Raw genomic sequence first — 20,774 nt, 5'->3', positions numbered from 1 at the left:
CGATGACCGACGACGCCGAGTTGCGAACGCGCCTGCGCGAGTTGCAGGCCGAGCTGGTCGAATCCGCGGCCACGCTCGACCGGCGCGGGCGGCTCGACGCCGCCGACCTCGCGCTCGCGGTGTCGGCCCGCCTCGGCGAGCTCCTCGCCGCCTCAGCCGAACATCAGCCGGCAGATCGCCACTGACGCCACGACGCCGATGAAGTCGGCGAACAGCCCGGCCGCGACCGCGTGCCGCGTGCGGCGGATGCCGACAGAGCCGAAGTAGACCGCGATGACGTAGAACGTCGTCTCGGTGCTGCCGTAGATCGTGCCCGCGATGCGGGAGACCAGCGAGTCGGGCCCGGTCGTCTGCACGAGCTCGGAGAACATCGCCAGCGACGCGCTGCCGCTGAGCGGCCGGACGAGCGCGAGCGGCAGCAGGTCGGGCGGAAAGCCGAGCGGCACCAGCACGGGCGCGAGCAGGCTTTTCATCGCCTCGATGCCGCCGGCGCCGCGGAACATGCCGATGGCCACCAGGATCGCGACGAGAAACGGCACCACCCGCGTCGCCACCCCGAAGCCGTCCTTCGCGCCCTCGATGAACTCCTCGTAGATCTTCACCCGCCGCAGCGCGGCGTAGAGCGGGAAGAACAGGAGCATCAGCGGCACCGCCAGCAACGAGAGCGTGCCGACGGCGCGGAGAAAGAGGGAGGAAGCGGCCGCGTCGCCAGCCGCCGGCAGCGCGACGTTGGCCGGGAAGATCGCGTGGTGCAGCTCGCTCGTGAGCGTGCGATAGCTCTGCGGCGCCAGCACGATCCAGGCGAAGAGCGCGGCGCACGCCAGGCCCAGCAGCGCCAGCGTCGCCTTCCCGCCGCGGGTGAGCGGGGCGGGCTCGGGAAGCGCGACGTCCGCGGGCGCGGCGGTCGCGGCGGCCCCCGGCGCGGCCCCTGCGCCCGGCTCGGCGCGGAACGCCCGCCAGCGCTGCAGCCACTTCACGGCGCTGATGCCCGCGAGGGTGGAGAACGTGGTCGCGATCAAGGCGGTGCCGACGATCGCGGTCGGGTCCTTGGAGCCCTGCGCGGCGAGGATGGCGATCGCAGTGGCGGGGAGCAGCTGGATGCTGCTGGTGTTGATCGCGAGGAACATCACCATCGCGTCGGTCGCGGTCCCGGGCGTCTTGTTCAGCGTTTCGAGGTCGCGCATCGCGCGCAGGCCGAGCGGGGTGGCGGCGTTGGACAGGCCGAGCATGTTCGCCGCCATGTTCATCAGCATCGAGCCCTGCGCCGGGTGATCGGCCGGCACGTCGGGAAACAGCCACTTCATGACCGGGCGCAGGGCGCGGGCGAGGACCTGCACGAGGCCGCTGCGCTCCGCGAGCCGCATGAGGCCGAGCCAGAGCGCCATCACGCCGACGAGCGGCAGCGCGATCTTCATCACCGCGGTCTCGGCCATGCCGAACGCGCCCGAGGTCACCTCCGCGAGCCGGCCGGTCGCGGCGCCGATGAGCACGGCCAGCGTGACGAGGGCGAGCCAGAGGTAGTTCAGCATCGGGGCCGGAGTGTTGGCGGCGGATTTTTCCCCGGCGAGCGAAAACACGCCCGGCACAGTGGACCATCGCCCGAGGCATACGCCGGCTTGGCGCTTTCCTTGTCCGCCGCGGGCGCTAGAAACACCGGCCATGAAGAACGTCGTGGAAATCCACCGCCTTGCCGCTCCGTTCCCCAAGCCCCAAGCGCTCTACGTCGATGGTCCGACGCTCTGGGTCAGCTCGCGAACGACCCGCAAGCTCTACACCGTCGACCGGGCGACGATGCAGGTAACCTGGGAAACCAGCGCGCCCGGCGCGGTCACGCCCTGGGGCGTGACCAAGATGGCGGGCGACATCTACGCCGTGCTCGGCACGGACGCCGACGGCGTCGACGACCGCACGATCGGCCGGTGCATCCCGGGGCGCGGCTTCGATCCGGCCTTCAGCTGGAACTGCCCGGACCGCCTCGGCTCGCACCTGTCCTTCGACGGGCAGTCGCTCGTGCTCAGCCAGTGGTATGGCCAGAAGCTCTGCGCCTTCGACGCCGCGGGACAGGTGCGACGCACGTGGCCGGCGCCGCATCCCGTGCCGGGTCACTGTTTCGCCCAGGGCGCCTTCTGGCTGCTCACCGTCGAGGACGAGGAGAGCGACGACTACTGGATCACGCGCCTCGACCCGAAGACCGGCCGCAGCGAGGACGTGGCCCGCGTGGGCTTCTCCGCGCGCGCCCTGGCGTTCGACGGCACGCATTTCTGGACCAATCACCGCGAGGCGAACCAGATCGTGTGCTTCGCCCTGCCGTCCTGAATGCGGCCATGAAACGGCTCCTGCTCTTCCTCCTGGTCCTCGCCGCCGGGCTTCGCGCCGCGGAGGCGCCGCGCGTCAGCGATCCGTCCGGGGTCCTGCCGCCCGCGGCGGTGGCGGCGCTTGAGGCCCAGGCGGTGGAGTTCGAGCGCGCGACCGGCGTGCAGTTGCGGGTGGCGTTCCACGCGCAGTCGCCCACCGCGCAGGAGGACGAGGTGCCGGGCGCCTACATGAAGGCGCTCGCCGGCCGCATCGGCACCGCCGAGGGCGGCGTGCTGGCGGTTTATTTTGCCGACGACCCGGACTGGCGCCTCTGGATCGGCGACGCGCTGACGGAGCGCTTTGCCCGCCGCAAAGGCACCGTCGCCGAGCTCACGGAGAACCGGGCGATCCACGACGCGAAGGAGGCGGTCTTCGCCGCCGCCAAGGCGAAGGCGGACGCCGCGGAGAAGGACCGGAAGTCGCCCCGCCATCTCGAGCGGGAGGCGGAGGCGCTGATCGCGGAGTTGCAGCGGCGCTTCGCGCGCTGAGGCGCTGGAGGCGGATACGCGGGGAGTGGCGCGGCCCGCGGCCGAAGCCGGCGGCGCGACGTGCGATTTGCCCTTGTCGCGTGCGAGGGCGGCCGGCAGAAACGCCGCCCTTTTTCATGCAAGCGCAGACCCAGCAGGTTCCCCTCGACAAGATCAACCTCTTCGGCGGCACGCAGACGCGGATGAAGACGAACGACGACGCCGTCGAAAGCTATGCGGAGGAGATGATGCGCGGCACGGTGTTCCCGCCCATCGACCTGTATTTCGACGGCAGCACCTACTGGCTGGCGGACGGATTTCACCGGTTCCTCGCCACCAAGCGCAACGGCACGCCGGCCATCGCCGCGACGGTGCAGCCCGGCGGGCGCACCGAGGCGCTGCGCCACGCGCTCGGCGCGAACGCGACCAACGGCGTCTACCGCACCAACGGCGACAAGCGCAACGCGGTCGAGATCGCGCTCGAGGAGTGGCCCGAGCTGGCGAACGCCGCGCTCGCGGAGATCTGCAAGGTGTCGGCGGAACTCGTGCGCGGCTGCCGCCAGCAGCTGGTGAAGGCCGGCCGGATTCCCGAGGTGATGACCGTGCAGGGACGCGACGGGAAAATGTATCCCGGCGCGATCGAGCGCCAGCCGCGGGGCAAGACCGAGGGCGCGTCGAGCGACAAGGGCGGCGGCGGAGGCGGGGGCGGCTTTGCCCCGGGCAAGGGGGACGGCGGCGCGCTCGGCGGCAGCACGAGCGAACTCGAACAGGAGGCGCGCCAGATGATCCGCAACGGCGAGATCAATCCGTTCGAACTGGCGAAGATGTCCAGCGCCACGCCGCTCGACTACGCGGCCGCCACGATCAAGTTGCTCGGGACGATGCGCCGCGATCATCCGCAACGGCGCGAAGGCCTGGTGAAGCTGCGCGACTGGATCGAGCGCGAGCTGCGCGGGGAAAACGCGGAGGCGGCCCGCGCGGCGGGCGCGTAGCGGGGAAGGGGCGGCCGGCGCGCGGCGTCAGTCCGCCGTCTCGTTGTAGAGCTCGCGGCCGATGAGGATGCGGCGAATTTCGTTCGTGCCGGCGCCGATGTCGTAGAGCTTGGCGTCGCGCAGCAGGCGGCCGGTCGGATACTCGTTGATGTAGCCGTTGCCGCCGAGCGCCTGGATGGCCTCGAGGGCGACCTTCACGCCGCGTTCGGAGGCGTAGAGGATGCAGGCCGCGGCGTCCTTGCGCGCGGCGCGGCCGGCGCCGGCGTCGAGCGAGCGAGCGACCTGGTAGCTGAAGGCGCGGGCGCTTTGCAGGGCGACATACATGTCGGCGATCTTGCCCTGCATCAGGCCGAAAGTGCCGATGGCGGAGCCGAACTGCTTCCGTGCGTGCACGTAGGGCAGCACGACGTCCAGCGCGGCCTGCATGATGCCGAGCGGGCCGCCGGAAAGCACGCAGCGCTCGGTGTCGAGGCCCTTCATGAGCACGCGCGAGCCGCCGTTGACCTCGCCGAGGACGTTCTCCTCGGGGATCTCGCAGTCGTCGAAGACGAGCTCACAAGTGTTCGAGCCGCGCATGCCGAGCTTGTCGAGCTTCTGGGCGGTCCGGAAGCCCTTCATGCCGCGCTCGACGAGAAAGGCCGTCATGGCCTTCGACCCCGCGTCCTTCGGGGCGGTGCGCATGTAGACGATGAGCACGTCGGCGTCGGGGCCGTTGGTGATCCACATTTTCGTGCCGTTGGCGATCCAGCGTCCGCCCTTCTTCACCGCGGTGCAGGCCATGGAGCCGACGACGTCGGAACCCGCGCCGGCCTCGGACATGGCGAGCGCGCCGACAAACCGGCCCGAGCACAGCTTGGGCAGGAAGCGCGCGCGCTGCTCCGCGTTGCCGTTCAGGTAGAGGTTGTTGACGCAGAGGTTCGCGTGCGCGCCGTAGGCGAGGCCGACGGAAGCGGAGGCGCGGGAAATCTCCTCCATCGCGACGAGGTGCGCGAGGTAGCCCATGGCGCTGCCGCCGAATTCCTCGGCGACGGTGATGCCGAGCAGGCCGAGCTCGCCGAACTTCCGCCACAGGTCGTGCGGGAAGTCGTTCTTTTCGTCGATCGCCGCGGCGCGCGGGGCGATCTCCTTGGCGGCGAAATCGCGCACCGTCTGGCGCAGGGCGTCGATCTCTTCGGTCAGCGAGGGAGCGAGATTCATCGTGGGGTGCCCCGAACAAAGGCCGCGCGTTTGTCATAAGCAACCGCCGCACGACGGCGCGGGCGCGTTATCACAAACGCGAATGGCCCGTTTCGAACGCCTCACACCGGGGAATTTTCCGGCGCGGCGCTCCGTGTTTTCCCATCACGCCCTACAGGGACCAGAGCAGGCCGAAGGTGAAAAGGCCCATGCCGCCGAGGGCAAAGACGAGGCTGGTGAGGCTTTGCAGCGCGATGCCGCCGCCGAGGAGCAGGGCGTTGCCGACGACGAGCAGGATCCAGAATCCCCTCCCACGGCGTGCAACCTGGAAATGTTCGGGCGCGACGCCGTCGAGGTCGGCGTCGTCGATCTGGGGACCGGCGCCGGGCGCGTCGGGCACGCGCTCGAACGCGGCCGCGACCCCGCCGAGCGGGTTGCGCGCGGGCGCCGCGGGGAGCGCCGCGTCGCTCCGGACTTCTCCGCTCCGGCCGGGGCCGTGCGCTCAACCTGCTTCGGGAAAAGGCGCATCCACAGCGCCGTCGAGCGCACCGGCACGAGCGCAGGCTCGTCCTCGCGGCGGATCAGCGTCTCGGGCGTGAGCTGGCCGAGGTAAACGAGGGACTCAAGTTCCCCGACCGTGAGCGGGCCGCGGGTCTGGTCGCCGACTTGGATGAGATAACCGGTGCTGTCTTCGTCAGAGAGTCGCGGGGGCATGAGGAGTCGCACCCTTGGCCCAGGAGGGTCTGACGACTCAACTGCGCGTGCGGGAGCGAGGCAAGCGAGGTTTGCGGCCCCGGCGCGCGGCCCGGCTCAGCCGACCCAGGCGCGCGCGTTGTGGAAGAGCTGCATCCAGGGGATTCTTCGCCCCAGCCGGCGGGGGCCCAGCTGTGGTTGAGCGTGCGGATCGTGCGCTCGGGGTGCGGCATCATGATCGTGACGCGGCCGGTGGTGGTCGTGAGCGCGGTCATGCCGAAGGGCGATCCGTTCGGGTTGAGCGGATAGGATTCCGTCGGCGCGTGGAAGTTGTCGACGTAGCGGCCGGCGACGAGGCCGGACGCGCTGCAGGCGCGCGCGGCGTCGGCGCTCTTGAACTCGGTGAAGCCCTCGCCGTGCGACACGACGACCGGGAGGACCGAGCCCGCCATGCCGCGGAAGAGCACGCTCGGGCTGTCCTCGACCTGGAGCGAGACGTAGCGCGCCTCGAAGCGCTCGGACCGGTTCTGCACGAAGCGCGGCCAGTGGTCGGCGCCGGGGATGAGCGAGTGGAGGTTGCTCATCATCTGGCAGCCGTTGCACACGCCGAGGGCGAAGGCGTCCTCGCGGGCGAAGAAGGCGGCGAACTCGGCGCGGGCGCGCTCGTGGAAGAGGATGCTCTTGGCCCAGCCTTCGCCGGCGCCGAGGACGTCGCCGTAGCTGAAGCCGCCGCAGGCCGCGAGGCCGCGGAAATCGCGCAGCGAGACGCGGCCGCGGAGGATGTCCGTCATGTGCACGTCGACGGCGGTGAAGCCGGCCCGGGTGAACGCGGCGGCCATCTCCACCTCGCCGTTCACGCCCTGCTCGCGGAGGATCGCGACCTTGGGGCGCTTCGCGCCGGGTTGAGAGTTGAGAGTTGAGAGTCGAGAGCCGAACGCTGACGGCTGGACGCTGAACGTGAGCTTGGGCGTGATGCCGGGGTTGTCGCGCTGGAGCTTGAGCTGGAATTCCTGCTCGGCGCAGGCGGGGTTGTCGCGGAGCGCCTGGATGCGGCGCGTGACGTCGGACCAGAGCGCGCGGAGGGCGAAGAGGTCCTCGTCGTAGAGCGCGCGGCCGGCCTGCTTGATGACGACACGGTGCGCGGCGTTGAGCTTGCCGATGACGGCGGTGCAGGCCTTGAAGCCGTGGGCGCGCAGGGCAAGGACGACGTGGTCGAGGTCGGACGCGCGGACCTGGAGGACGGCGCCGAGCTCCTCGGCGAAAAGCTGGCCGAAGACGCTCGGGGCGTTGTCGCTCAGTTTGATCGCGGCGGCGGGCAGATCGAGCTCGATGCCGGTGTGGCCGGCGAAGGCCATCTCGACTGCGGTGGCAAGCAGGCCGCCGTCGGAGCGGTCGTGGTAGGCGAGGAGCTTTTGTTCGCGGCCGAGCTGCTGGATGACGGCCCAGAAGTTCTTGAGGTCCTCGGCGCGGTCGACGTCGGGGGCGGCGGCGCCGGTCTGGTTGAGCACCTGGGCGAGCAGCGACCCGCCGAGGCGGTTCTGGCCGCGGCCGAGGTCGACGAGGAGGAGGACGGAATCGTCGACGTGCTGGAGCTGCGGCGTGAGCGTGAGGCGGACGTCCTCGACGGCGGCGAAGGCGGAGACGATGAGCGAGACCGGCGCGGTCATGCGCTTTTCGGTGGCGCCGTCCTTCCAGACCGTGCTCATGCTCATCGAGTCCTTGCCGACGGGGATGGTGATGCCGAGGGCGGGGCAGAGCTCCATGCCGACGGCTTGCACGGCGGCGTAGAGATCGGCGCCGTCGCTGCCGACGGCGGGCGCGGCCATCCAGTTGGCGGAGAGGTTGACCTTGCCCAGCGCGCCGACCTGCGCGGCGGCGAGGTTGGTGAGCGCCTCGCCGACAGCAAGGCGGGCGGACGCGGCGGCGTTGTTGATCGCCACGGGCGTGCGCTCGCCCATCGCCATCGCCTCGCCGGTGGTGACGTCGAACGCGGCGACGGTGACGCCGCAGTCGGCGACGGGCACCTGCCAGGGGCCGACGAACTGGTCGCGCGCGATGAGGCCGCCGACGGAGCGGTCGCCGATGGAAATGAGGAAGGTCTTGTCCGCGACGGTCGGGTGCGAGAGCACGCGGCGGATCGCCTCGGCCAGCGTGACGTCGCCGAGCGAGAGCGGCTTCAGCGCGCGGGTGGCGGACGAGGCCTGGCGGTGCATGCGCGGCGGTTTGCCGAGCAGGACGTCGAGCGGAAGATCGATCGGCTGGTTCTGGAAATGCGGGTCCTCGACCACGAGGCGCTTCTCCTCGGTGGCCTCGCCCACGACGGCGAACGGGCAGCGCTCGCGCTCGCAGAGGGCGGCGAAGGTGTCGATCCGGTCGGCCGGCACGGCGAGGACGTAGCGCTCTTGCGACTCGTTGCACCACAGCTCGAGCGGGCTCATGCCCGGCTCGTCGTTCGGCACCTTGCGCAGGTTGAAGCGGCCGCCGCGGCCGCCGTCGTTCACGAGTTCGGGCAGGGCGTTGGAGAGGCCGCCGGCGCCGACGTCGTGGATGAAGGAGATGGGGTTGGCGTCGCCGAGCGCCCAGCAGCGGTCGATGACCTCCTGGCAGCGGCGCTCCATCTCGGCGTTGTCGCGCTGGACGGAGGCGAAATCGAGGTCCTCCGCGCCCGCGCCGGTGGCCATCGAGCTGGCGGCGCCGCCGCCGAGGCCGATGAGCATGGCGGGTCCGCCGAGGACGACGAGCTTGTCGCCCGGGTTGATCACGCCCTTCTGCACGTGATCGGAGCGGATGTTGCCGAGGCCGCCGGCGAGCATGATGGGCTTGTGGTAACCCCGCAGCTCCGTGGCGGGAGGCAGCTGAGAGCCTAGAGCTGAGAGCTGAGAGCCTGATCCGGTCTGGCTCTTAGCTTTAGACTCTTGGCTCTGAGCTGAAGCGGCGGGCACCGCCGCTTCGTAGGTCCTGAAGTAGCCGTTGATCGCGGGGCGGCCGAACTCGTTGTTGAAGGCGGCGCCGCCGAGCGGGCCCTCGATCATGATGTCGAGGGCGGAGACGATGCGGCCGGGCTTGCCGAAGTCCTTTTCCCACGGCTGCACCGCGCCGGGCAGCCGGAGGTTCGAGACGGTGAAGCCGACGAGGCCGGCCTTGGGCTTCGCGCCGCGGCCGGTGGCGCCCTCGTCGCGGATCTCGCCGCCGGAGCCGGTGGCGGCGCCGGGGAAGGGCGAGATGGCGGTCGGGTGGTTGTGCGTCTCGACCTTGCAGAGCAGGTGGATGTCCTCGGCCGACGCGACGTATTCGCCCGTCCGCGGGTCGGCGAAGAAGCGGCCGCCGCGCGAGCCGGCGAGGACGGCGGCGTTGTCCTTGTAGGCGGAGAGGATGCCGTCGCGGTGCAGCTGGTAGGTGTTCTTGATCATCTGGAACAGCGAGCGGTCGCGCGGCTGTCCATCGATCTCCCAGGAGGCGTTGAAAATCTTGTGGCGGCAGTGTTCGGAGTTGGCCTGCGCGAACATCATCAGCTCCACGTCGTGCGGGTCGCGACCGAGTTTGGTGAAGGCGGCGACGAGGTAGTCGATCTCGTCCTCGGCGAGGGCCAGGCCGAGGGACTTGTTCGCCGCGACGAGGGCGGCGCGGCCCTGGGCGAGCACGGGCACGCTCGTGAGCGGGCGCGGCGACTCGTGGCGGAAGAGCGCGGCGCAGGACGCGAGGTCGGGGAAGACCACCTGCGTCATGCGGTCGTGGATGCGCGCGGCGAGCTGAGCGGCTTGTTGGGAGTTGAGGGTTGAGGGTTGAGAGTCGGATGTGGTGCCGAGATCGAAAGTAAACGACGTGACGCGCTCGATGCGGGCGATCTTCGTGAGGTCGCAGATGTGCGCGATGTCGGTGGCCTTGGAGGACCAGGGCGAGAGGGTGCCGGGGCGCGGGGCGACGACGAGCGTCAGGCCGGTCACGCTCTCGGCGGCGCGGCTCGGGCCGTAGGTGAGGATTTGCTCGAGGACGTCGCGCTCGGCGGCGGTGAGGTCGGCGGTCGTCTCGACGACGTGCACGAACTCGGTGCCGATGGCGCGCACGGGAAGGCCGGCGGCCGTGAGGTCTTGCAGCAGCTTCTGGAGGCGGAAGGTCGAGAGGGCGGGCGAACCGCGGAGCGTCAGCATGAGTCCAGTCAGGTTCGCGCGGGGCGGGGCGGCGTCAAGCGGCGTAACCGGCACAGCACAGTTCCGCGTGTCAAACTGTGCCGGTGCCCCGCCGCCGCCCGGCGTGGCGGGAATTTTCCCGGGCGTTTGACGCGCGAAACCGAGAAAGCCGTTGACCAATTCGCGGTCGCGCCAACTCTACGCTTTCCCACCCGATGAGCGAATTTCTCTCCCACGAATGCGGCATCGCCCTGATCCGGCTGAAGCAGCCGCTCTCCTACTACCAGGAGAAATACGGCTCGCCGCTCTGGGGCCTCTACCAGCTCTTCCTCCTGATGGAGAAACAGCACAACCGCGGGCAGGACGGCGCGGGCGTGGCCTGCGTGAAGTTCGACGTGCCGGCGGGCGAGCCCTACATGTTCCGCGAGCGCAACGTGGAGTCGAACCCGCTGGACAAGATCTTCCAGCCGCTGATCGCACGCTACAATCAGCTGGTGGGCGAGGGGACGGTGCATCCGGAGTTTCCCGACACGGCGAAGAAGAACTTCGATTTCTGCGGCGAGCTCTACCTCGGCCACCTCCGCTACGGCACCTCGGGCGGCTACAATCTCAGCGCCTGCCACCCGTATTTCCGCCGCAGCTCCTGGCCGACCCGCAACCTCGTCCTCGCGGGCAATTTCAACATGACCAACACGGCGGTGCTCAACGCCGCCCTGACCGCGACCGGCCAGCACCCGATCTTCGCCACCGACACCCAGGCGCTGCTCGAGATGCTCGGCCACGGGCTCGACGAGCACCACGAGGAGCTCTACCGGGCGTTCAAGGCCCGCGGCCTGCCCGGCACCGAGATCTCGCGCCGGATCAGCGAGGACATGGACCCGGCGGCGGTGCTCCGCGACGTCTCCGCCCAGTGGGACGGCGGCTACACCCTCATCGGCGCGCTGGGCAACGGCGACGCCTTCGTCACGCGCGACCCGTCGGGCATCCGTCCGTGCCACTGGTTCGAGGACGACGAGGTGGTGGCCTTCGCCTCCGAGCGCGCGCCGCTCTGCACGGTTTTCCAGCGCCAGCCCTCCGAGGTGCGCGAGCTCGAGCCTGGCACGGCCGTCGTGGTCAAGAAGCGCGGCACGGTGCGCGTCGAGCGCGTGAAGGCCGCGCTGCCGCGCGCGCAGTGCACCTTCGAGCGCATCTATTTCTCGCGCGGCAACGACGCCGACATCTACCGCGAGCGCAAGGCGCTCGGCGCCGAGCTGGCGACGCCGATCCTCGCCGCCATCGACCGCAACCTCGAGCACACCATCTTCAGCTTCGTGCCCAACACCGCCGAGGTCGCCTACCTCGGCCTGATGAGCGAGCTGCGCTTCCGCCGCCGTGCCGAGGTGAAGCAGGACCTGCTCGACCGCGCCAAGGCCGGCACGCTCGACGAGGCCGCAGTCGACGAACTCATCCTCCGCAACTGGCCGCGCGGCGAGAAGATCGTCTCCAAGGACGCCAAGCTCCGCACCTTCATCGGCCAAGAGAAGTGGCGCAACAACCTCGCCTCGCACGTCTACGACGTCACCTACGGCATCGTCGCGCCCGAGGACAACCTCGTGTGCATCGACGACTCGATCGTCCGCGGCACGACGCTCCGCCGCTCGATCCTGCGCATCCTCGGCCGGCTCAATCCCAAGAAAATCGTCATCGCCTCGACCGCCCCGCAGATCCGCTACCCGGATTGCTACGGCATCGACATGTCCGAGATCGGCAAGTTCATCGCCTTCGAGGCCGCCATCGCGCTGCTGAAGGAGCGCGGCCAGGCCGCGTTGATCGAGGAGGTCTACCGCCTCTGCCGCGCCGAGGTCGACACGCCGTCGGCCGAGCCGGTCAACCACGTGCGCAAGATCTACGAGCCGTTCACCGCCGAGGAGGTCTCGCAGAAGATCACCGAGCTCGTCACGCCGAAGCACACGGAGTGGAAGGGCGAGGTGCAGATCATCTTCCAGTCGATCGAGAGCCTGCACCGCGCGCTGCCGCACCACACCGGCGACTGGTATTTCACCGGCAAGTATCCCACGCCCGGCGGCTACCGCGTCGCGAATCAGGCCTTCGTGAACTACTTCGAGAAAGCCGAAGGCCGGGCTTACTAATCCTTTTGCCCGCGGAATACACGGAACACACCGAATGCCCTGTTTATTTTCCGTGTCTTCCGTGCATTCCGTGGGCCTCTTCTGATGTCGCTGTCCTACGAATCCTCCGGCGTTAACTACGACCAACTCGACGCGTTCAAGCGCGCCTGCCAGCGCGCGGCGAAGACGACGGCGGTCGCCCTCGAGGCCCACGGCTACGCCGAGCCGGCGAGCACGCGCGGCGAGAGCGCCTACCTGATGGAGGCGGCCGACCACTACCTCGCGCACGTCGAGGAGGGCCTCGGCACCAAGAACCTCGTGGCGGACGCCGTCTACGCGCAGACCGGGAAGAATTTCTACCGCGAGATCGCCATCGACACCGTCGCGGCGATCGTGAACGACCTCGTCACCTGCGGCGCGCTGCCGATCTCCGTCGCCATGCACGCGGCGGTGGGCGAGTCCGCCTGGTTCGCCGACGCCGCGCGCATGCAGGCGCTGGTCGACGGCTGGGCCGAGGGCTGCCGGCAGTCCGGCGCCGTCTGGGGCGGCGGCGAGACGCCGACCTTGCGCGGCATCGTCGAGAAGAACGCGATCGTCCTCGCGGGTTCGGCCATCGGCAAAATTGCGCCGAAATCCCTCCGCATCACCGGCGACGTGCGCGACGGCGACGCCATTGTCTTCCTCGCCAGCTCGGGCGTGCAGACCAACGGTCTGTCGCTGTGCCGCCTCATCGCCGAGCGCCTGCCGCAGGGCTACCAGACGCCGATCGGCCACGGCGACCCGCGCACCTACGGCGAGGCGCTGCTCGCGCCGTCGGTGATCTACGTCGACTTCGTGCGCGAGTGCCAGCAGCGCGGGCTCAAGCTCAACTACGTGGCCCACGTCACCGGCCACGGCTGGCGCAAGCTCATGCGCCTCGACGAGCCGTTCGTCTACGAGATCACCACGCCGCGCGAGCCGCTGGCGCTGTTCAAATTCCTCGAGCAGGCCGGCCCGATTTCGCGCCGCGAGATGTATGCGACCTTCAACCAGGGCGTCGGCTTCGCCGCCTACGTGGCGCCGGAGACCGCCGAGGCGGTCGTCGCGGCGGCGAAGGCCACCGGCTACGATGCGTGGCAGGCCGGCCGCGTCCGCAAGGAGGGCGCGCGCAAGGCGGTCGTCATTCCCTCGCTCGGCCTGGACTACGACGGCAGCACGCTGCAGGTGCGCTGAGCGGCAAAAAAACGCCGGACGGGCGGTCCGGCGTGGCGCGGGGCAGGGGAGCGGCCGGGAACTCAGCCCGAGCCGCTGCGCGTGACGACGTCGAGGATCAGCGTCTGCGGCGTCGTCTGGCCCTCGGTCTTCTGCTCCGTCTTCGTGGAGTCGCTGGTGCCCGTGGTGCCCGATTGCTGCGTGGTGTTCGTCTGCTGGGCGGCCTGCTGCTGTTCGGTCGTGGTGAAGGTCGTGGTCTGCTGGGCCTGCTGGATGCCCTGCGTGACGGCGATCGTGATCGCCTGCACTTCCTCGGCCGTGATCGGCTGGGTGGCGGAAACCTGCACGCCGGAGACCTGGTTGGTGGTCGGGTTGATCGTCGCGACGGCGTTGACCTGCTGGCCGTCGCTGACGTCCGTCTCCTGCGTGGTGCCGGTCTGGGTCGTGGTGCCGCTGGACACCTGCACGGTGCCGCTGAACCGCACCGTGCCCTCGGCCGTGCTGAGCGTGAAGGTGATCTGCCCGTTCGCCTCGAAGCGCATGACGATGCGGAACGTCGTGCCGCGGATGCCGGCGGCGCCGACCGGGGTCTTGATGTCGAAGGACGAGCCGCGGTCCTTGTTCAGCTTCTTCACGTTGCCCACCACTTCGCCGTAGGCGAGGTTGAGGCGGGTCTTGGAGACGTTGGGCTCGCGCTGGAGGGCGGCCACGGCGATGTCGTCCCCGAGGGGGTCCATCTTGAATTCCTCAATGGCCAGGCGGCTGCTGGCGCCGAGCTTGACGGACGAGCCGTTGGCGAAGACCAGCACCGCCCCCGAGTCCTTGTCCGTGATGACCGTGTCGGTTTCGATCAGGGCGGCGCCTTCGGTCAACGGGACCGGCGTCGTGCCGCCGAGGGGGATCTTCGCGACCGTGCCGCGCAGGAGCACGGCCTTGATGGCGCCCGCCTGGGTCTGGGCGAGAACGGCCAGCGGGGCGAAAGCGAGCGCGGCGACCAGCAGGAGCAGGCGGATGAACGGACGTCGGTTCATAGGCGTTGGGAATTGGACAAGGGAGTAGGGCAATCCCGCCGCGTTGGCGAGGGCGCACACTGAAACGGGGGCAAGTTTACAGTTCTTGCGTAAAACAAGGGCCGAACGGCTCGGTCGGCGCGGCGGGGTCGCGCTGGCCGCTCGGGACGTGCGGGAACGCGCGGCTTGGATCCGCGGGCGCCCGGTGGCGGTAGACGCCGCTCCTGCGCGGCCTGAGTTTGCGCTGTGCATTCCCGGCCGGGACGGGCACGCTGCCGGCATGGAAAAACGCCCGTTCAGCGAACTCGGCCTCTCGCCGGAAATCTTGAAGGCCGTCGACAAGATGGGCTTCGAGGAGGCGTCGCCCATCCAGACCGCCGTCATCCCGCACGCGTTGAGCGGTCGCGACGTCGTCGGCCAGTCGGCCACCGGCTCGGGCAAGACGGCGGCGTTCGCCATCCCGACGATCGAGAAGGTCGACGCCTCGAAGCGCGGCGTGCAGGCGCTGGTGCTGTGCCCGACGCGCGAGCTGGCGGTGCAGGTGGCCGAGGAGGTGGGCAAGCTCGGCGCCTTCAAGAAGGGCCTGCTCGAGCTGCCGATCTACGGCGGCCAGAGCTACGAGCGCCAATACCGCGGCCTCGCCGCCGGCGCGCAGATCGTCATCGGCACGCCGGGCCGCGTGATGGACCACATGGAGCGCGGCTCGCTCAAGCTCGACGGCCTGCGCGTCGTCGTGCTCGACGAGGCGGACCGGATGCTCGACATGGGCTTCCGCGACGACATCGAGCGCATCCTCGGGGCGGTGCCGGACACGCGGCAGCTGCTGTTCTTCTCCGCGACGATGCCGCGCCCGATCCAGGACATGATCAAGCGCTACAGCCGCGATCCGGCCTGGGTGCGGATCGAAGCCCACGCCGCCAACGCGCCGCAGGTCGAGCAGGTGTTCTTCGAAGTCGACCGCCGCTCGAAGGGCGAGGCGCTCACCCGCCTGATCGACCTGCACGATTTCCGCTACGGCATCATTTTCTGCAGCACGAAGGTGATGGTCGACGAGCTCGACGAGCAGCTCCACTCGCGCGGCTACGCCGTCGACCGCCTGCACGGCGACCTCAGCCAGATGCAGCGCGACCGCGTGATGGACAAGTTCCGGCGGCGCGGCTTCGAGTTCCTGATCGCGACCGACGTCGCCGCGCGCGGCCTCGACGTCGACGACCTCGAGGTGGTCTTCAACTACGACCTGCCGAACGACGCCGAGGACTACACGCACCGTATCGGCCGCACCGGCCGCGCGGGCAAGAGCGGCGTGGCGATGACGTTCGTGAGCGGGCGCGAGATCTACAAGCTCCAGAGCATGGCGCACTACGCGCGCCTCAAGATCGCGCGCGGCCGCATCCCGTCGCTCGACGAGGTCGAGGAGGCCAAGGAGGAGGCGTTCGTGGAGAAACTGCGCCGCGTGCTCGAGGCAAAGCAGTTCCGTTCGCACGACCGCATCGTCGACGCGCTGCTCGAGCAGGGTTACGCGAGCACCGACATCGCCTCAGCGCTGATCCATCTCCTCCACGGCGGCTCGGCCGAGTCGGCCGCGCCTGACGAGCCCACCCCGGCCAAACCGGCGGCTGCCCCGACAGCGGTAAAGCCGCCGCCCGCGTGGGTGGCGGCCGCGAAGGCAAAAAGGGGGATCGTGTTGACCCCAACGCGCTCAAGACGCCCGCCGCCGCACCCGTGGCGAAGCCGGTCCCGCGTGCGGACGAGAATACCGCGGGGGCTGAGCGTTCAACCCCGGAGCCACGCTCCGAGCCGAAGCCGAAGAAGCGCGGCTACGAGCGCAAGCCGCGCACCGGACGCGAGCCGGGCTTCACGACGCTCTTTTTCAACGTCGGGGCGCAGCACGAGATCACGCCCGCCGACATCGTCGGCAAGATCGCCGGCGTCACGCGCCTGCCGGCGGCGGTGGTGGGCGCGATCGACATCCATGAGGCGCACGCGCACGTGGACGTCGCGACCGAGGCGGCGGAGACGGTGCTGAAGAAGCTCGAGGGCATCCGCCTGAAGAACGTCGCCCTGCACCCGGCGGTCGTGACGCCGCAGGGTTGAGCGGGTGGCGTCCCGGCTTTCCCCGTGAATTCGCGCCCGCTCTCGCCCGAGACGCACCCGGCGGAGGAGGTCATCCGCCTGCTCGATCTGGCGCCGCTGCCGACCGAGGGCGGCTGGTTTCGCCGCACGGCCGAGTCCGCGTTGCGCCTGCCGGGTGCGGAGCGGCGCGCGTGTTCGGCGATCCTGTTTCTGGTGACGCCGGAGGGCTTCTCGGCGCTGCATCGCGTCGATGCGGTCGAGACGTGGTGTTTCCACGCCGGCGACCCGCTGGAGCTGCTGGTGCTCGGGGAGGGCGGGGCGGGGCGACGCGTGGCGCTCGGGAACGATCTCGCGGCGGGGCAAGCTTTGCAGGCAATGGTCCCGGCGGGGGCCTGGCAGGGGCGCGGCTGCGGCCGGGCGGGCGCTGGGGACTGGCGTCGTGCGTCGTCGCCCCCGAATACCTCGCCGGCGGCTTCACGCTCGGGTCGCGCGTCGAGCTGTGCGCGGCGTATCCGGCGTTCCGGGACGCGATCCTGGTGCTGACGCGTTGAGCTTCCGGGCCGGACGTGCCGCTTGACAGCGGTTATTCACACCCGTAACCCAGTTGCTGTCATGCTTACCGCGCTCGATCAGCCGGTGTTGGTGCTCAACCGCCTTTGGCAGGCGGTGAACATCATCGGCGCGCGCCGGGCCTTCGCGCTCCTGGCCCGCGGGCATGCCCAGGTGGTCCACCAGACCGACGATGCGTTCAAGACGTTTTCGCTGATGGATTGGGTCGACTTCTCGGCCTACAACCCGCCGATCGACGCCCTGGAGACGGTGCACACGGTAAGCCGCTCGATCCGCCTGCCGCGCGTGATCCTGCTGACGTTTTTCGACAAGCTGCCCTGCAAGGAGCTGAAGCTGACGCGCAACAACGTCTTCGAGCGCGACGGCGACCGCTGCCAGTATTGCGGGTCAATCTACGACCGCGAGCAGCTGAACCTCGACCACGTCATCCCGCGCCACTACGGCGGCAAGACCACGTGGGAGAACATCGTGTGCTCGTGCATCAAGTGTAACACGAAAAAGGCCAACCGCCTCCCGCACGAGGCCCACATGCGCCTGATGCGCAAGCCGGTCCGCCCGAAGTGGCGCCCGGTGATCTCGCTCGTGCTCGGCAACCACGGCCACGAGAAGTGGAAGGATTTTCTCGACCTCGCGTATTGGAACGTCGAGCTCGAGGAATAGTGGCACACCCCGCCATTGCGTTAGCTACCCCAAGCAAACCCGAAAACGGCCGGCCGCACACGCCGGCCGTTTTTGCGTGGGGAGCGGATCGCCCGCAGGCAAATCGGCCGGGCGGCGGCGCGGGGCGCCGCAACGGCCGCCACCGCGGGCGCGGCGAGGCGCGGGCTTATTTCGCGACCCGCGCGCGCAGCGCGCCGATGGCCCAGATCAGTCCGGCGAGGCTGAGGATGACGAAGTAGGCGCGGAAACGCGCCGGCACGCCGCGGAAAACCAGCAGCACCACGAGGCAGGCCAGCAGCCACGCGAGCATCACCAGCGCGGCGGCGAAGCGCGAGCGGCGCGCCGGGTCGGCATCGCCGGCGCTCATGCGCGGTAGTCCTCGCGGACGGGGGCGAACACATCGAGCACGCGGACGCGCGTGAGGGTCTTGCCGCCGTGGGGGACGTTCGCCGGGATGATCGCGGCCATGCCGGGCTCGAGCACGGTGCTCTCGCCACCGATGCTGAACTCGAAGCGCCCCTCCAGCACGTAGGTGAACTGCTCGTGCGGGTGCTGGTGCACGGGCACGACGGTGCCGGCGTCGAGGTGCACTTCGCCGAGCGTGCTGCGCTCGAGGTGCGCGTAGTGGCCGCGGATCGTGCCGTTGAAGATTTCCTTGGCGGGGAGTGCGGCGAGACGGGCGAAAGGCATGGCGGGGCGGGGTTACGAGCGCAGCGGAAGGGTGACGCGCATGGTCGTGCCCTGGCTGCCGGTGGCGACGAGCGAGAGTTCGCCGTGGTGGTCCTTGACGATGCGCTGGGCGATGCCGAGGCCGAGGCCGGTGCCGTCGGCGCGGCCGGAGAGGAACGACTCGAAGATGCGCGTCTGGATCGCCTCGGGGATGCCGGTGCCGGTGTCGGTGAAATCGATGTGCACCACCGCCCCGATGGCCGTGGCGGCCTCGGTGAACGTGACCGCCAGGGCGCCGCCGTGCGGCATGGCCTGGACGGCGTTGAGCGCGAGGTTGAGGAAGACCTGTTGCAGCTGGCCCTTGTTCGCCTCGACGTGCAGCGGGCGCGCGGGCGGCGTGTAGCGAAGCTGCACGCCGGACTGCCCGAGCTTGGCGCGCAGGAGCAGCAGGGTGTCCTCGACGATGCCCGCGAGCTGCCAGCGCGAGTGCAGCACGCCGGGTGTGCGGGCGAACGAGAGCACGCGCGTGACGATGCCCTCGAGCTGCTCGATCTTCTCCGTGATGACCTGGAGGTCGCGGCGGCGCGGGTCGTCGGGGGCGAAGTCGGTGCCGAGCGCGCCGTGGAGGAGCTTGATCACGGTGAGCGGATTGCGGATCTCGTGGGCGATCTCGGCGGCGAGCAGGCCGAGCGTCGTGAGCGTCTGGGTCTTGCGCAGGGATTCCTCCGACTGGAAGACGCGGGCGTAGAGCCGGGCATTGTGCAGGGCGACCGAGGCGAAGCTGGCGAGGGCGGCGAGGAGGCGCTTCTCGGCGTCGGAGAAGCGGTGCGGGCGGTTGGTGTAGATCGCGAGCACGCCGGTGGGCGCGCCGTCGACCAGCAGCGGCGCTGCGAGCATCGAGCACAGCTCGGGATCGGCCGCGAGGTCGACCGCGCCGTGGCCGGTGGTGCCGGTGAGTTCCTGGAACTCGACGACCTTGCCGAGGCGCAGCGCCGTGGCGATGAGCGAGTTCTCGGCGGTGAAGGGCTCGCGGCGGAGGGTGGAGTCGGAGAAGCTGAGCTCGCTGCTCCAGGCCTGGAGCTCGAACATCCGTTGCGACGGGTCGCAGGCGTGGAGCGTGCAGAGGCGCGCGTCGAAGAGGCTGCGGCCGGAGCGGGTGAGGGTGGTGAGGAGGTCGCTCTCCTCGAGGCGGGCGACGAGCGAGTGGCCGAGCTCGACCAGGGTCTCGAGCTGCGCCGATTCGCGCTGGAGGCGGTCGAGCTGCCAGATGCGGTGGAGGGTGCGGCCGGCCTGCCGGGCGAAGCGCGCGAGCCGCGCGAGGTCGTGCTCGGTGAACGCGTGGGGCTTGTCGGAATCGAGGTTCAGGCAGCCGATCGCGTGGTCGTGGTAGAGGAGCGGCGCGGCCATCTCGCAGCGCACGGTGGCGCGGGCGGCGATGTAGCGCGGGTCGAGCGTCACGTCGGGGACGAGCAGCGGCTCCCGGTGCAGCGTGGCCCAGCCGGTGACGCCCTGGCCGAGCTTGAGGGCGAAGTTGCCGGTGTCGGTCGGCAGGCCGTGGTGCTTGGAAATCTCGAGGTAGCCGGTGTGCGGGTTGAGCAGGCAGAGCGAGCCGCTGTCGGCGGGGAAGGCGCGCATCAGCTCGCTGAGCAGGGCGTTCTCGGCGGCGGCGACGCTCTCGTCCTCGGACGCGAGCGCGGCGATGCGATACAGCACGGCGAGGTCGCGAGGGTCGGCGTCGTTTTCCATCTCAGCGGAATGAGATGACGAGTTTGCCGGCGCTTGGGGAGCGAATTCTAGGTCAAGCCCAGGCCGGCCGCGGCGACGAGCGCGTCGCGCAGGTGCCGGAGACGCGCCGCGTCGACCGGACGGGTGTCCGCCGGCTCGAGATGGAAGGCGTCGATCGCGAGACCGCGCTCGGTGTGCACGCGGGCGGAGGCGAGGCTGAACCCCTGATCGGCGATGACGTGGCCGACGCGGTAGAGGAGGCCGAAGCGGTCTGCGGCGTGGATCTCGACGATCACGCGCGGCGAGGCGATTTCGAGATAGACCTCGACCACCGGCGCATCGAGCGAGGCGGCGGGAGCGGCGAACTTCGCCGCCTGGGCGCGGATCGCGGGGGCGAGGTCCTTGTTGCCGACGAGGGCGGACTCGACCGTGCGGGCGAAGACCTCGCGCGCGACCTCGTCCTGCACCGCGCCGTGCGCGGCGTCGGTGACGACGAAGCTGTCGATCGCGATGTGGTCGGTGCGGGTGGTGATGCGCGCGGAAAGGATGTTGAGCCCGGCCACGCTCAAGGCGCCGGCGAGCTTGTAGAACAGGCCGGCGCGGTCCCAGGTGACCACGTGGGCCACGCTGCAGCCGCGCTCCGGCAGGTCGCGCCACTCGATCACCGGGCGCAGCGAGCCGAGGGAGTCGGCCGCCGAAATGTTGTGCAGCAGCCGGTTGACCATGCCGATGTGCAGCGCCACGTCCGCCTCGTCCGTCTGCGCGAAATAGCGCTCGGGGAGGAGATTGAAGTGCGCGGCGATCTCCTCGGCGCTGACGCCGGAAACCGTCTGGGCGATGTGCTGCTGGCTGATCAAGTGTCGCTTCATGGATGCCGGAACCATGCCAAGGATTTCCCGAATTTGGCTCGTTTTGCGGCACCGGCGAGCGGGATTTTGTCGGGGTGGGCGGGGGAGTG

General features: G+C 69.9%; 17 protein-coding genes and 3 pseudogenes. 10 read left to right on the top strand and 10 right to left on the bottom strand.

Annotated elements, in window-relative coordinates; translation table 11 throughout:
* Nucleotides 1–2 precede the first annotated feature (2 nt).
* Nucleotides 3–185, top strand: coding sequence for a hypothetical protein (locus tag ACMYLB_RS16465; protein WP_415908041.1), 183 nt, complete (start codon nt 3–5; stop codon nt 183–185).
* On the opposite strand, the gene ACMYLB_RS16460 is transcribed toward ACMYLB_RS16465, so the two are convergent.
* The gene (locus ACMYLB_RS16460) at nt 153–1,577 is read right to left on the bottom strand and encodes a nucleoside recognition domain-containing protein (RefSeq protein WP_415908040.1); all 1,425 of its coding nucleotides are present in this window, start codon (nt 1,575–1,577) and stop codon (nt 153–155) included. The two genes, ACMYLB_RS16465 and ACMYLB_RS16460, sit on opposite strands and share 33 nt — an antisense overlap.
* Nucleotides 1,578–1,659: 82 nt before the next feature.
* Here ACMYLB_RS16460 and ACMYLB_RS16455 point away from each other — a divergent pair, with 82 nt between their 5' ends.
* From ACMYLB_RS16455 to ACMYLB_RS16445, 3 genes are all read left to right on the top strand, one after another.
* Complete coding sequence (locus ACMYLB_RS16455) at nt 1,660–2,316, top strand: hypothetical protein (RefSeq protein ID WP_415908039.1); 657 nt, start codon at nt 1,660–1,662, stop codon at nt 2,314–2,316.
* Nucleotides 2,317–2,324: 8 nt separating this feature from the next.
* A complete protein-coding gene (locus ACMYLB_RS16450; RefSeq protein WP_415908038.1) occupies nt 2,325–2,843 on the top strand; it encodes a hypothetical protein in 519 nt (172 codons plus the stop codon).
* A gap of 116 nt (nt 2,844–2,959) precedes the next feature.
* Nucleotides 2,960–3,814, top strand: a complete 855-nt coding sequence (locus tag ACMYLB_RS16445) for a chromosome partitioning protein ParB (protein ID WP_415908037.1) — start codon at nt 2,960–2,962, stop codon at nt 3,812–3,814.
* A 27-nt stretch (nt 3,815–3,841) separates the two neighbouring features.
* On the opposite strand, the gene ACMYLB_RS16440 is transcribed toward ACMYLB_RS16445, so the two are convergent.
* The 4 genes and pseudogenes from ACMYLB_RS16440 to purL form a co-directional block, all read right to left on the bottom strand.
* On the bottom strand, nt 3,842–5,011 hold the full coding sequence (locus ACMYLB_RS16440) for an isovaleryl-CoA dehydrogenase (RefSeq protein ID WP_415908036.1): 1,170 nt from the start codon (nt 5,009–5,011) through the stop codon (nt 3,842–3,844).
* Between the two features lie 151 nt (nt 5,012–5,162).
* Nucleotides 5,163–5,390, bottom strand: coding sequence for a hypothetical protein (locus ACMYLB_RS16435; protein WP_415911150.1), 228 nt, complete (start codon nt 5,388–5,390; stop codon nt 5,163–5,165).
* Nucleotides 5,391–5,593: 203 nt separating this feature from the next.
* Nucleotides 5,594–5,704, bottom strand: a pseudogene (locus tag ACMYLB_RS16430) (hypothetical protein); the annotation flags it as partial.
* A gap of 96 nt (nt 5,705–5,800) precedes the next feature.
* Nucleotides 5,801–9,831, bottom strand: a pseudogene (gene purL, locus ACMYLB_RS16425) (phosphoribosylformylglycinamidine synthase).
* A 194-nt stretch (nt 9,832–10,025) separates the two neighbouring features.
* On the opposite strand from purL, the gene ACMYLB_RS16420 reads away from it, so the two are divergent.
* Entirely contained in the window at nt 10,026–11,939 is a 1,914-nt protein-coding gene (locus ACMYLB_RS16420) for an amidophosphoribosyltransferase (RefSeq protein WP_415908035.1), read from the top strand.
* A gap of 84 nt (nt 11,940–12,023) precedes the next feature.
* Complete coding sequence (locus ACMYLB_RS16415; protein WP_415908034.1) at nt 12,024–13,130, top strand: AIR synthase-related protein; 1,107 nt, start codon at nt 12,024–12,026, stop codon at nt 13,128–13,130.
* A 62-nt stretch (nt 13,131–13,192) separates the two neighbouring features.
* Here the strand turns inward: ACMYLB_RS16415 and ACMYLB_RS16410 are convergent, their stop codons facing one another.
* Nucleotides 13,193–14,140, bottom strand: a complete 948-nt coding sequence (locus ACMYLB_RS16410) for a FecR domain-containing protein (RefSeq protein WP_415908033.1) — start codon at nt 14,138–14,140, stop codon at nt 13,193–13,195.
* A gap of 259 nt (nt 14,141–14,399) precedes the next feature.
* On the opposite strand from ACMYLB_RS16410, the pseudogene ACMYLB_RS16405 reads away from it, so the two are divergent.
* From ACMYLB_RS16405 to ACMYLB_RS16390, 4 genes and pseudogenes are all read left to right on the top strand, one after another.
* Nucleotides 14,400–15,353 (top strand): annotated as a pseudogene (locus ACMYLB_RS16405) (DEAD/DEAH box helicase); the annotation flags it as partial.
* A 413-nt stretch (nt 15,354–15,766) separates the two neighbouring features.
* Entirely contained in the window at nt 15,767–16,213 is a 447-nt protein-coding gene (locus ACMYLB_RS16400) for a DbpA RNA binding domain-containing protein (RefSeq protein ID WP_415911104.1), read from the top strand.
* Between the two features lie 24 nt (nt 16,214–16,237).
* The gene (locus ACMYLB_RS16395) at nt 16,238–16,735 is read left to right on the top strand and encodes a cupin domain-containing protein (protein ID WP_415908032.1); all 498 of its coding nucleotides are present in this window, start codon (nt 16,238–16,240) and stop codon (nt 16,733–16,735) included.
* A 69-nt stretch (nt 16,736–16,804) separates the two neighbouring features.
* Nucleotides 16,805–17,422, top strand: a complete 618-nt coding sequence (locus ACMYLB_RS16390; protein WP_415908031.1) for an HNH endonuclease — start codon at nt 16,805–16,807, stop codon at nt 17,420–17,422.
* Nucleotides 17,423–17,588: 166 nt separating this feature from the next.
* Here the strand turns inward: ACMYLB_RS16390 and ACMYLB_RS16385 are convergent, their stop codons facing one another.
* From ACMYLB_RS16385 to ACMYLB_RS16370, 4 genes are read right to left on the bottom strand one after another with little or no spacing between them, the layout of a single operon-like run.
* The gene (locus tag ACMYLB_RS16385) at nt 17,589–17,789 is read right to left on the bottom strand and encodes a hypothetical protein (protein ID WP_415908030.1); all 201 of its coding nucleotides are present in this window, start codon (nt 17,787–17,789) and stop codon (nt 17,589–17,591) included.
* A complete protein-coding gene (locus ACMYLB_RS16380) occupies nt 17,786–18,112 on the bottom strand; it encodes a cupin domain-containing protein (RefSeq protein ID WP_415908029.1) in 327 nt (108 codons plus the stop codon). The genes ACMYLB_RS16385 and ACMYLB_RS16380 overlap by 4 nt, the downstream gene beginning before the upstream one ends.
* A gap of 12 nt (nt 18,113–18,124) precedes the next feature.
* The gene (locus tag ACMYLB_RS16375; RefSeq protein WP_415908028.1) at nt 18,125–19,837 is read right to left on the bottom strand and encodes a GAF domain-containing protein; all 1,713 of its coding nucleotides are present in this window, start codon (nt 19,835–19,837) and stop codon (nt 18,125–18,127) included.
* 47 nt (nt 19,838–19,884) lie between these two features.
* Complete coding sequence (locus ACMYLB_RS16370) at nt 19,885–20,685, bottom strand: ACT domain-containing protein (RefSeq protein WP_415908027.1); 801 nt, start codon at nt 20,683–20,685, stop codon at nt 19,885–19,887.
* Nucleotides 20,686–20,774: the final 89 nt, after the last annotated feature.

Origin of the sequence: Oleiharenicola sp. Vm1 (assembly GCF_047777955.1) — a bacterium.
In the GTDB taxonomy this organism is placed as follows: domain Bacteria; phylum Verrucomicrobiota; class Verrucomicrobiia; order Opitutales; family Opitutaceae; genus Didemnitutus.
The sequence above is the reverse complement of the archived record's forward strand: the minus strand, read 5'-3'. Positions and strand labels throughout refer to the sequence as shown.